The 11574-nt window shown below is 65.0% G+C and carries 11 protein-coding genes; all 11 read right to left on the reverse strand.

All coding sequences use genetic code 11. From position 1 onward, the window contains the following. Positions 1-123 precede the first annotated feature (123 nt). The 11 genes from purL to HMPREF1136_RS00650 all read right to left on the reverse strand — a co-directional run bounded on the left by purL (position 124) and on the right by HMPREF1136_RS00650 (position 11451). Entirely contained in the window at positions 124-2481 is a 2358-nt protein-coding gene (purL, locus tag HMPREF1136_RS00600) for a phosphoribosylformylglycinamidine synthase subunit PurL (protein WP_009647365.1), read from the reverse strand. A gap of 71 nt (positions 2482-2552) precedes the next feature. Then, positions 2553-3260 (reverse strand): phosphoribosylformylglycinamidine synthase subunit PurQ, encoded by a 708-nt coding sequence (purQ, locus tag HMPREF1136_RS00605; protein ID WP_009647368.1) that lies wholly within the window; start codon positions 3258-3260, stop codon positions 2553-2555. Continuing rightward, on the reverse strand, positions 3257-3538 hold the full coding sequence (gene purS, locus HMPREF1136_RS00610; RefSeq protein WP_009647366.1) for a phosphoribosylformylglycinamidine synthase subunit PurS: 282 nt from the start codon (positions 3536-3538) through the stop codon (positions 3257-3259). The genes purQ and purS overlap by 4 nt, the downstream gene beginning before the upstream one ends. A gap of 64 nt (positions 3539-3602) precedes the next feature. After that, positions 3603-4604 carry a phosphoribosylaminoimidazolesuccinocarboxamide synthase gene (locus tag HMPREF1136_RS00615; RefSeq protein ID WP_009647362.1) on the reverse strand — a complete coding sequence of 334 codons (1002 nt, stop codon included), beginning with the start codon at positions 4602-4604 and terminating at the stop codon, positions 3603-3605. 22 nt (positions 4605-4626) lie between these two features. After that, positions 4627-5961: a phosphoribosylamine--glycine ligase gene (gene purD / locus HMPREF1136_RS00620; RefSeq protein ID WP_009647370.1), complete on the reverse strand. Its 1335-nt coding sequence runs from the start codon at positions 5959-5961 to the stop codon at positions 4627-4629. Between the two features lie 92 nt (positions 5962-6053). Beyond that, the gene (locus HMPREF1136_RS00625; protein WP_009647371.1) at positions 6054-7010 is read right to left on the reverse strand and encodes a hypothetical protein; all 957 of its coding nucleotides are present in this window, start codon (positions 7008-7010) and stop codon (positions 6054-6056) included. Beyond that, positions 7000-8031, reverse strand: coding sequence for a VWA domain-containing protein (locus HMPREF1136_RS00630; protein ID WP_009647363.1), 1032 nt, complete (start codon positions 8029-8031; stop codon positions 7000-7002). Before HMPREF1136_RS00630 ends, HMPREF1136_RS00625 begins: the two co-directional genes overlap by 11 nt. A 1-nt stretch (position 8032) precedes the next feature. Then, positions 8033-9052: a vWA domain-containing protein gene (locus HMPREF1136_RS00635; RefSeq protein WP_034504255.1), complete on the reverse strand. Its 1020-nt coding sequence runs from the start codon at positions 9050-9052 to the stop codon at positions 8033-8035. Further along, positions 9049-9537: a hypothetical protein gene (locus tag HMPREF1136_RS00640; RefSeq protein ID WP_009647361.1), complete on the reverse strand. Its 489-nt coding sequence runs from the start codon at positions 9535-9537 to the stop codon at positions 9049-9051. The genes HMPREF1136_RS00635 and HMPREF1136_RS00640 overlap by 4 nt, the downstream gene beginning before the upstream one ends. Continuing rightward, positions 9527-10420: a DUF58 domain-containing protein gene (locus tag HMPREF1136_RS00645; protein WP_009647364.1), complete on the reverse strand. Its 894-nt coding sequence runs from the start codon at positions 10418-10420 to the stop codon at positions 9527-9529. The genes HMPREF1136_RS00640 and HMPREF1136_RS00645 overlap by 11 nt, the downstream gene beginning before the upstream one ends. 41 nt (positions 10421-10461) lie before the next feature. Next, on the reverse strand, positions 10462-11451 hold the full coding sequence (locus tag HMPREF1136_RS00650; protein WP_009647367.1) for an AAA family ATPase: 990 nt from the start codon (positions 11449-11451) through the stop codon (positions 10462-10464). Positions 11452-11574 lie beyond the last annotated feature (123 nt).

Below are 11574 nucleotides of genomic sequence, written 5' to 3' on the forward strand. Positions count from 1 at the left end.
CCGGGACCTCCGGTGCCCGGAACGTAAGCGGCACCACAAGAAACGCCGGCAATCCGGCCACGCACAGCACAGGGGCGCGGACCCGCAGGCCCGCGCCCCTAGACGCAACAACTCAGACGCAGCTCAGAAGTACTTGCGTCCGGTGTCGCTCAGCTCGCGCAGCTCATCGATCGAGGCGATCCAGCCGCAGCCCTCGCCTTCGGCGGCGAGCAGGTCCACGCCGCTAATCGCGAGCATGTCGCCGCCCGTCGTGCCGATGCGGATGGCGTCCACGCCCTCGGCCTCGGCGGCCGCGAACACGGCCTTGACGGCCACCTCGGGCACCGCGACGAAAGCGCGGGCCTGGGACTCGGACAGGAGCATCTCGTGGTCGCCGACGCTGTCGCGGCGGGCAGCACCGGCCACGTCGAAGACGCCGCCGATGCCGAAGCGCAGCGCGGAGTCGACGAGGGACTGCAGGAGACCGCCGTTGGACAGGTCGTGTGCGGCGCGCACGAGGGGTCGACCGTCTGGGCCGTCGGCGGCGCTCAGCGCTCGAACAACGTTACCGAGGGCGACCTCGGCCTTCAGGTCGACCTCGGGCGGTAGGCCGCCGAGGTGCGAGCGGGCGATGCGCGCCCACGCGGAGCCGTCGAACTCCTCGCGGGTGGTGCCCAGGAGGATGACGGCGAGGCCCTCTTCGGTGAAGCCGGAGGGGTTGGCGCGCGTGACGTCGGGGAGGATGCCGAGCATGCCGATGACGGGCGTCGGGTTGATCGACGAGTTCGGCAGGCCCTTCTCGGTACCCGACGAGTTGTACAGCGACACGTTGCCGCCGGTCACGGGGATCTCGAGTTCGATGCAGCCGTCCGCGAGCGCGGTCATGGCGGTGACGAGCTGCCACATGGCGTCCGTGTCTTCGGGGTTGCCGAAGTTCAGGCAGTCCGTGATGGCGACGGGTTCGGCACCGACGACAGCGACGTTGCGGTAGGACTCGGCGAGGGCCTGGCGGGCTCCCGCTGCCGGATCGAGCTTCGTGTACCAGCCGTTAGCGTCCGTGGAGAGAGCGACACCGAGTCCGCTTTCCTCGTCGATGCGGATGACGCCCGCGTCGTCGGGCTGGGCGAGGGCTGTGTTGCCCTGCACGTAGCGGTCGTACTGGTCGGTGACCCACGCCTTGGACGCCTGGTTGATGTCGGAGAGTACGGCGCGCATGTCGGCGATGAGTTCTTCGCGCGTGGCGGGACGCGCAAGGTCCTCGGAGGTGGCGGCTTGCAGGTCGTCCTGCCAGGCTGGGCGCGCGTAGGGGCGGTCGTAGACGGGTCCCTCGTGGGCGACTGTCTTCGGGTCGACGTCGACGATGCGGTGACCGTAGTGGTCGATCGTGAGGCGACCGTCGCCGGTCAGGTGACCGATGACCGCGGCCTCGACGTCCCACTTGTCGATGATCTCGAAGAAGCGTTCGCGATCCTCGGGGGTCACGATGGCCATCATGCGTTCCTGGGACTCGCTCATGAGGATCTCACCCGCGGTGAGCGTGGGATCGCGCAGGAGCACGTTCTCGAGGTCCACGTGCATGCCGGAGTCGCCGTTGGAGGCCAGCTCGGATGTCGCGCACGAGATACCCGCGGCTCCGAGGTCCTGGATGCCCTGGACGACACCGGCCTCGAACAGGTCAAGGCAGCATTCGATGAGGACCTTCTCCATGAAGGGGTCGCCCACCTGGACGGAGGGGCGCTTGGCGGGCATGCCGTCTTCGAAGGTCTCGGAGGCGAGGATAGACGCACCGCCGATGCCGTCGCCGCCGGTGCGCGCGCCGAAGAGGACGACGAGGTTGCCTTCGCCGGTCGCGTTGGCCAGGTGGATGTCGTCGTGGCGCAGCTTGCCGATGCACAGCGCGTTGACGAGGGGGTTGCCCTGGTAGGAGGGGTCGAATTCGGTTTCGCCGCCGATGTTGGGCAGGCCCAGGCAGTTGCCGTAGCCGCCGACGCCGGAGACGACGCCGTGGACGACGCGCGCCGTGTCGGGGTGGTCGACGGCACCGAAGCGCAGCTGGTCCATGACGGCGATCGGGCGGGCACCCATGGAGATGATGTCGCGGACGATGCCGCCCACGCCGGTGGCCGCTCCCTGGTAGGGTTCGACGAAGGACGGGTGGTTGTGCGACTCGACCTTGAAGGTGACGGCCCAGCCGCCGCCGATGTCGACGACGCCGGCGTTCTGGCCCATGCCGACGAGAAGGTTCTTCCTCATGGCGTCGGTCGTGCGCGCGCCGAACTGCTCGGCGAGGTGCTTCTTGGAGGACTTGTAGGAGCAGTGCTCGGACCACATGACGGAGTACATGGCCAGCTCGGCGTTGGTGGGTCGGCGTCCGAGGATGTCGCAGATGCGCTGGTATTCGTCCTCTTTGAGGCCGAGTTCCTTCCAGGGCATGTCCTGGCCGGGGGTCGCGGCGGCGTTCTCGACGGTGTCGGGCAGCTCGCGGGTGTTTTCGGAGGTCATTCGTGTTTCCATTCGAAAGATCATGGACGAGGCCGAGGCACCCTCACGGGAGAAGGTGCAGCGAGGCGTCGTCAGCCGACGAGGGATGCGAGGACGGAACGGAAGATGCCCAGGCCGTCGGTGCCGCCGTGGTGGCTGGCTCCATCGGGTCCGAGGGAGAGCGGGCCGAAGCCAGCCTCAGTCGCGTGCTCGGGGTGGGGCATGAGGCCGACGACGTTGCCCGCAGAGTTGGTGACGCCCGCGATGTCATTGGCACTGCCGTTGGGGTTGACGTCAACGTAGCGGAACACGACGCGGCCTTCGCCCTCGAGTCGTTCGAGCTCGGCGGGCGACGCCTGGAAGTTGCCTTCACCGTTCTTGAGCGGGACGGTGATGGTGTCGCCGACACTGTAGGTACCAGTCCACGCGGTGTCCGCGTTCTCGATGCGCAGCACCTGGTCACGGCACAGGAACTTCTGGTGGTCGTTACGGATGAGCGCGCCGGGCAGCAGGTGGGACTCGCACAGGACCTGGAAGCCGTTGCAGATGCCCAGGACGGGCAGGCCTCGTCCGGCCTCGCGCACGATCTCGCTCATGACGGGGGCTGTCGCCGCGATCGCGCCGCAGCGCAGGTAATCGCCGTATGAGAAGCCGCCGGGGATCACGACCGCGTCGACGCCGTGCAGGTCGGCGTCCTTGTGCCACAGGGCCACGGCCTCGGCACCCGCGATCTGAACCGCACGGGCGGCATCGCGGTCATCGAGGGTGCCCGGGAAGGTGACGACTCCGATGCGGGTCACTGCGCGCCTCCCGCGTAACGGGCGTCGGCCTCGTCAATGGCCTCGACACGCACAACGTCCTCAATGATCGGGTTGGACAGAACCTCTTCGGCGGCCTTGCGGGCCTGGTCCAGGAGCTCGTCGGTGACGGGACCGTCCACGGTCAGGTGGAAGCACTTCCCCTGACGCACGGCCTCAAAGCTCGTGATTCCGAGCCTGGGCAGCGCCGAGCCGACAGCCTTACCCTGCGGATCCAGGATCTCAGGCTTCGGCATCACTTCCACGATGATTCGCCCCACGGCGTTCCTCCTTGTGTTGTTGGTGAGGATCCCGCCGTGCACCTTGCCCGGCGGGCAAGTCTGTTTACAGGATGGGCTCCGACCCGGTGAGTCGGCGATACGCCTCGACGTAGCGTGCGGCGGTCACGGCGGCCACGGCTTCAGGCAGCGCAGGTGGGTTCTCGCCGGATGCACGGTCCCAGCCGGATTCTTCCGACGTCAGCCAGTCGCGCACGTACTGCTTGTCGAAGCTGGGGGTCACTTGGCCCTCCACCCACTGGTCTGCGGGCCAGAAGCGCGAGGAATCAGGCGTAAGGATCTCGTCAGCGAGCACAATTGCGCCGGTCGCCACATCGATACCGAACTCAAACTTGGTGTCCGCGATGATGATGCCGCGCTCCGCAGCAATGTCGCGCGCCTGACGGTAGAGGGCGATCGACAGGTCGCGGATCGCGGTCGCCAGCTCCTCGCCAATACGCTCAACGGTCTGCTCGAAGGTGATGTTCTCGTCGTGCTCGCCCAGCTCGGCCTTCGCGGCGGGCGTGAAGATCGGTTCCTCGAGACGCGAGGCCTCAGTCAGGCCCTCGGGCAGCTTAATACCGCACACCGTGCCAGACTCTCGATACTCCGCCAGGCCGGATCCCGTCAGGTAGCCGCGCACGACGCACTCGATGGGGATCATGAGCAGGCTGCGGCACACAACCGCACGCCCGTCGACCTCGGCAGGAACCTCGAAGCGCGTGGGCTGGGCACCCTCCAGGGCGCTCGAGGCCTCGGCCGGGGCCTTCGTGCCGACGGCCAGCAGGTGGTTCTCCACGAGCGGACGCAGCTTGCCCATCCACCAGATGGCAAGCTGGTTGAGGACCGCGCCCTTGCCCGTGATCTGCGTGGGCAGCACGTAGTCGTAGGCGCTGATGCGATCAGAGGTCACCATGAGGAGCGCCTCCGGACCCGCCTTCGCATGGCGGGGACGGCCCTCGGCGGGCGTCGCTTCCTGCGCGGGGCCGACCACGGCCTCGTCGGGAGCGTAGATGTCGCGAACCTTCCCCGAGTTCAGGGGGGTCCAACCGTGCAGGGAAGCGGGCATAATGCTCCTCAGTGTCGTGTGATCAGTTGAGGGTGACGGCCAGGTCAGCAGGCCACGTCGCGATGTCGCTGCGGTGGTGCTCGCCGTCGAAGTGAATGAGTTCCACGCCCCGGTACGCAAGAGCGCGAGCCTCGTCGAGCGTGGCCGCGCGGGCGACGACGTCGAGGACTCGACCGCCCAAGTTCACCAGCGCGTAGGTCGGTTCAAAGCCGCAGCACCCGGCCGCAACGTCGGCGGGGTCGTCGGTGATCTCCTCGGAGGTGCCAGCGTGGATGACGTGGACGCCCGCCAATGCCTCGGCCGCCTCGATGCCGGTGATGGGGTGCCCGGTATCCGTGCGCCCCGGGTATCCGCCCGAGGCCATGACGACTGTGACGGCGGCGTCCTCACTCCAGACGGGGGCGGGGACCTTCGCGAGCGTGCCGGTGGCCGCCGCGTACAGGATGGGGGCGAGCGGAGAGTCAAGGCGTTCAAGGACCACCTGGGTTTCCGGGTCGCCGAAACGCACGTTGAATTCGACGACGCGGATCCCCTTCGAGGTCATCGCGAGGCCACAGTACAGGAGGCCTCGGAAGGGGGTGCCGCGCCGGGCCATCTCGGTGATGACGGGCTGGGCGACCTCGTCGACGATGCGCTGCGTTGCTTCCTCAGGCAGCCACGGGAGCGGACTGTAAGCACCCATCCCACCCGTGTTCGGGCCCTCGTTGCCGTCGCCCACGCGCTTAAAGTCCTGCGCGGGCTGCAGCGGGACGACGGTGGCACCATCGGCGAAACAGAACAGAGAGACTTCGGGGCCGTCGAGGTAGTCCTCGATGACGACTGCTCCCCCGTCACGTGACAGGCAGGAACGCGCGTGGGACGAGGCCTGGGCGCGGTCGGTGGTCACGACAACCCCCTTGCCAGCGGCCAGGGCGTCGTCCTTCACAACGTAGGGGGCACCGAGGACATCGAAGGCAGCCTCGACCTGTTCCATGGTGGTGCAGGTAAAGGCGCGGGCGGTCGCCACGCCGGCGTCCGCCATGATCTGCTTCGCGAAGGACTTGGAGGCCTCCAAACGGGCCGCGTCCTTCGTTGGGCCAAAAACGGGGATACCGTAGTCCAGAACCGCATCCGCGACGCCCGCGACGAGCGGGGCCTCGGGGCCAACAACCACGAGATCGACCTTCTCAGATGTCGCGCGACGCACGACGTCCTTCGGGTCGAGCGGATCCATGGTCAGTGAACGGCCCAGCTGCTCCAGCGCCGGGTTACCGGCCTGGACGACCAGCGACACGGGCTGCTCAGGGGTGGACGTTCGCACAAGCGCGCGGGCGATCGCGTGTTCGCGACCCCCGTTACCAACGAGAAGAACCTTCACAATTCCAGCCTAACGGTGTTTGGCGGTCCAACGGGCCGACATGGGATTTTATGGCTGCACTTCACAGCCACAATGAGACGCGGATGCGCAGGTCACCAGGCACCGTTAGGGTTACCACTGCGCCCCTTATCGTCCTGTTCACGCTGATCACGGTTGTGTTCGTCATTCTGGTGAATGAGGTCCTCACGGCGCTGCTTCTGATCGCCGTTCTCACCCGCGAAGGGATCCTCGGTCGGTGTTGGCGTCGGGGTGGGACTTGGGCTGGGGGTCGACTCTGGATCCTCGTTGTTGCTCGGATCGTCGCCCTTATTGGGGTCCTCGTTGGGATCCCCGTTAGAATCTCCGTTGGGGTCCTCCCCCTTATTCTTCTTGTCGGATTTCTGTTTCTTGTCCGACGTGCGTTCCTTGCCTCGGTCAGCGGGGTTGGTGTCGGTACCCGTTGAACTCAGCTGGTTCGCAGGCGTCTGGCAGGGCGACAGCATTTCTTCCGCTTCCGCATACAGGTTGTATGCGTCGAGATTCGCGCCTTCCGCGTCCTTGGCATCTCCCTGCATTTCGATACCACGCCCCAGGTTTGCGCGGACGCGGCATTCGTAGGAGGAAGACTCCAGACGTCCAGGTTCTACCTCGATGCTCTTGGGAACCAACTCGAATGCGGTGCGCAGCTCGGCGACACCCTCGTCCACGGACTCCTCGGTCAGCAACGTGGTACCCAGGTTGTAGTGGGCGACCCACTGTTCGATGCCGACAGATGTCCACCCCATCTGTCCCTCGTACCCGGCCTTCGCGGCCTCGTATTCCTGCGCCTTCCAGTGACCCAGGGAGGAACGCGACCACAGAGTCAAGCCGATCAGGTACGTGGCGACCAGGAGGGCGAGCACGAGGAAGGGAATCGAATACCACAGCGGGCGGAGCGCCAGCGGTGAGCGCTGGCGTATGCCGGACGAGGCCGGGGCGCGCTTTGCGGGCGCGGCGAAGTCACCGGAGTCGCCCTGAGGAGCACCGAACGGCAGGAGGTCTTCGTCGCTTGCTGAGTGCTTAGATCGCATGGGAGTTCCTCAACTGTTGGGCTCGCAGTGCCAGGGTTGCACCCTCCCACGCCAGGAGTCCTCCAAGGATCAGGGCGAAGGGCCAGATGATGTAGCGGTACGTGTCGCGCATATTCCGTTCTTCGGACAGCTTTGATGCGTCGTCAAGGATGGAATGCGCGTAGGAGTCAATCGCTGACTTGTCGGGCGAATGCACGTAGCTGACGCCGATCCGCGACGCGACGCCTTGGAGGGCGGCCTCATCGATACGCGAGATGGCGATGGGGGCACCGGGCTGGGACTTGTCATGAATGTATTCGTCGTCGCCACTCTGAGCCCCGGCGTTGCTGAGGCGGACCGCCTTCATTTTGCCGCCCTCCTCGGTTCCGTAGCCGATGACGAGGCCGCCGTCGATGTAGGGCTTGACGTCATCCCAGTCGTCCTCGGAGCCGCTGGGAGCGCTGGACCAGTGATCCTGGTTCGAGGTTTCGCCGTCGGAGAGGATGAAAACGGTACGAATATTTTCGGGGTGGCGTTCCTTGTTTTTCTTCAGGAGCTTCGCGAGGTCCGCTGCGGGACGGTTGATCGAGGACCCCTGCGAGGAGGAGGACAGCTCACGGGTGAACGTCGCCATGTATGACGCGACCGCAGAGGAGTCAGTCGTCAGCGGCATGTCCGTGTGCACGCTCGAATCCCACGACAGGATCGAGTAACGCGCTCCCGTGAGGACACCCATGAGTGTGGCAACATCGTTGCGGACGCCATCGATACGGGGATTCTCGCCGTCCCAGTCCTCGGCACCCATCGAGCCGGTGCGGTCGATGACGAAGTAGACCTCGATATTTGAGGTGACTTCAATGATCGTGCCAGGGATCGAGGGACCCGCGCCCATGATGATGACGACGACGGCAATGAGCGAGCGCCTAATGACGTCCATCAGGTTCGTGCGCAGTGACCGACGAGCCGACAGGAAGACGAAGGTCGCCGCAACCAGCGCAATGACGACCAGCACAAACAGGTGAATGACGGGACGAAAAACCATGTCAGAGCCTCCCAAAGGCAAGCAGGCCGAGCAAGGAGACGACACCAAAGAGCGTCCAGCCAAGGGCCCCCAGCGGGCGATCGGTCTCGATCAGTTTCCCCTTGGAATCCAGCTCTTCCTTTTGCTCGGCCTCGATCTGCTTGACAACCCCGTCAACGGCGGAAGGAGATGATGCGTCATAGAACTCTCCGCCCGTGGCACGCACCTGATCGCGCAACTGCATGCCGTCGGCGGACAGGTTCGTCACCGAGCCGGGGTACAGTGCCGTGACGGTCACGTTCTGGCTCTTCGCGAATTCGATGGCTTGAGGCAGGGTGTAAATGCCATGGCCGTACACCTCGTTATCGGTCGCCAGCAGGACCGTGCGGGAACGCTGCTTGTCCGTATGGTCGAAGCCGAGGACGCACGAGGCCAGCCCGTCACCGACCAGAGATGCGCGTTTCTCATCCTCTTTGGGGAACGTCGGCGTCAGGTACCGCTCCAGCTCATCCTCATCCCCATTCAATGAGGAACCATACGCCAGCCCTTTGTCGATCTTGTCGGCCATATCCGTCAGCACGTCATCGGCCATCTCGTAGTCGTCGGTGAGTGGGAACATCGTCATCGAGTATGTATTCCACAGCTGCAACGAAATCCTCTCACCCTCGAAGTGCGAGATGATCTGCTTGAAGGAGTCGCCGATCTCCGAATCGTAGGGCAGCATCGAACCCGACGCATCCAAACAAATGACGATGTCGCGGCTCGAGGATTTATCGTGCTTAACGTACGTGTCGACGGGAGCGGCCGCAGACACCGAGGTCGCAATAACCGCGACGAGGAAGCATACGAAAGCCATCGCGAGGGCCGCACGCGTACGCCGCACGAGAGCCTGATACTTCGGCAGGCCTCGTACGAAACCGGAGTTCGCGACCCATCCCTTCCTGCCGGTGCTCTGACCCGCGCGGCGTGCACGCCACCAACCAAGCAGAGTGACGCCAGCCACTACGACGATGACGAGGGGAATCATCCACCAGAACCTCATACGTTCACCGCCTCCACCGCCATGGTCAAAACGCTCGTCACAGCCTCGTGCGAGGAGCGCCCAGCCGGAATATCCTGGCTCGTAAAGCTCGAGGCCTCGCACGCCGCAAGCACATCCGCCAGCCCCGGCCACACGGGCACGAGTTCACGCACCTCGGACACGGTTGCGACCTCGAGGTCACGCCCGGTGCGTTCCGTACCCAGCGCACGCATGAGTCCCGCCAACGCCAGGTGCACGCCGCGAGCATCCAGGTCGCCGTCGGCGTAGCGATCCGCAATCTGATCGACGTACGACAGATACTTCTTGCGCCGCGCATCCGAAATCGTCTGTAGCTCCATCACCTCACCAATGCGGGACGTCCACCACCGCCACAGGCAGAAACACACCCAGCCAACGACGGCGATGACGAGCGTGACCCCGAGGACCCACATCCAGTGCGGGTAGATGATCGGATTAAACAGGTCGTCTGTGACCTCACCGGACATGAACTCCCCTTTCAAGAGCACGCATGAGCGCACGAGGAATATCCTCACTGGACGACACGTCCACGTGGATGACACCCCTCTCATCGAGCATCCGCGCGACCGCGGCACGCCGCATCGCCATGACGTTGGCCGCTTCCCCCGCCAACTGGTTATCTCTGAGCAGGAAATCCGGTAGCGGCCCCTCGTTGACGTCAACGACCTCCGTCCCCTCTGAGAGTGTCGTTGGATCGATATCCTCGACGCTGATGAGAATCACCTGGTGGCGCGCGGACATGGACTTGATGAGGTCGCTCGACTCCGGGGACGCGGTGGGCTGCGTACTGTCCGTGACGATGACGATGAGGCTGCGCCGACGCGTGATCGTCCTGGCCCGAGCCAGGAGCTTCGCGACGTTCGCATGCGGGGAACGCAGGGTGATGTCCTCTTCGATGCGGCGCAGCAGCGTCTCCGCATGCGCGTTGCCGGAGCGGGCGGGCATGAAACGCACGCGCTTGTCGTCACCGGCGACGAGGCCGATCTGGTCTCCGCGTGCCGCGCTCAGCCATGCGATGGCCTCGCACGCCGCCAAGGCAACCTCTTCCTTCGTCTCGCCCGAGGGAGCGAGCGCGCCCATTTCGCGACCGGTATCAACAACGAGCATAACCTGTAGGTTCGCCGTGGCCTCGTGCCGTTTGATGATGGGCGAACCCGTCCGGGCTGTCGCCGCCCAGTCGATTTCACGCACATCATCGCCCGGCTGGTAGGGAGCTAAATCCATGAACTCCCATCCGCGTCCATGCCGAAGCGCGGAGTGGTGCCCATCCATGATGGATAGCAGCTTGCGCAGGACGGGCAGCTGGATGCGGGAGGACAGCGCGTGGATTTCTCGCGAGCGTACAGGCATTGCGTTCCTCTTGAGAGTCGACTGGCGTGGGACCGGGTTCTTTACGGAACGGGAACCGCTTTGAAAACGGCGTCGATGAGTCCCTCAATGGAGACGTTGTCAGCCACGGCATCGAAGGTGCGGATGATGCGGTGGCGCAGGATGCCGTAGCGCATTTCCTTGATGTCGTCCGGCATGACGTGGTTGCGGCCCTCCATGAGGGCGATCGCCTGCGCGATTTGCATGAGGGCGATGCCGCCACGGGGGGAAGCACCCACGCGCACGTGCTTCTTCCAGCCCGGGAGTGGGTTGGGGCCGGCACCTCGGGTCGTGTTGATGATGTCGACGATGTAGGCCTTGAGGGTCTCGTGGACGTAAACGCGTCGTCGTGCTTCCTGCAGCGTGCGCACGTCGTCGAGGGTGATCGGAACGACGTCCGCAGGCCTTGTCATCTGACCACTGTCAATGCGCGAGAGAACCTCAAACTCCTCGACGGGCGTCGGATAGGTGATGACTTCCTTGAGGAGGAAACGGTCCATTTGGGCTTCGGGCAGCACGTAGGTGCCCTCTTCTTCGATGGGGTTCTGCGTGGCCATGACCATGAAGGGATCGGGCAGCTGATGGTTGACGCCACCGATCGTAGTCTGGCGTTCCTGCATGGCTTCCAGCATGGCGGACTGCGTCTTGGCCGACGAACGGTTGATTTCGTCCAGGAGAACCAGGTTGGCGTGCACGGGACCCAGCCGGGTGACCATCTCGCCGCGTTCCTGGTTCCAGATCTGGGAGCCAACGATGTCGTTGGGCATCAGGTCGGGGGTGCACTGGATGCGGTGGAAGGTGCCCGATACCGCGGACGCGAGGGTCTGCGCGGCCGTCGTCTTCGCGAGGCCGGGCACAGACTCCACCAGGACGTGGCCACCGGCGAGAAGCGAGGCGGTGAGCGCGCGGCGTAGTGCTTCCTGACCCACGACGGTGTGCTGGTAGATGGTCGTCATTCGATCAAGCAGGCCCTTCGCGTGGGCCAGCTCGTCATCGTTCAAGTAGTTGGGCACGGACTCTCCTTGCGCGCGCGGTCGGATGCGCTCCCAGTGTAGCCCGCCCGTTCTGCTCGCACGCAAGCCGGTCAGCCTTGGTCTGACGAGAGACGAGACCTACAGGTAGTCAAAAAGGGGCGG

It is taken from the genome of Actinomyces sp. ICM47 (assembly GCF_000278725.1).
Lineage (GTDB): Bacteria > Actinomycetota > Actinomycetes > Actinomycetales > Actinomycetaceae > Pauljensenia.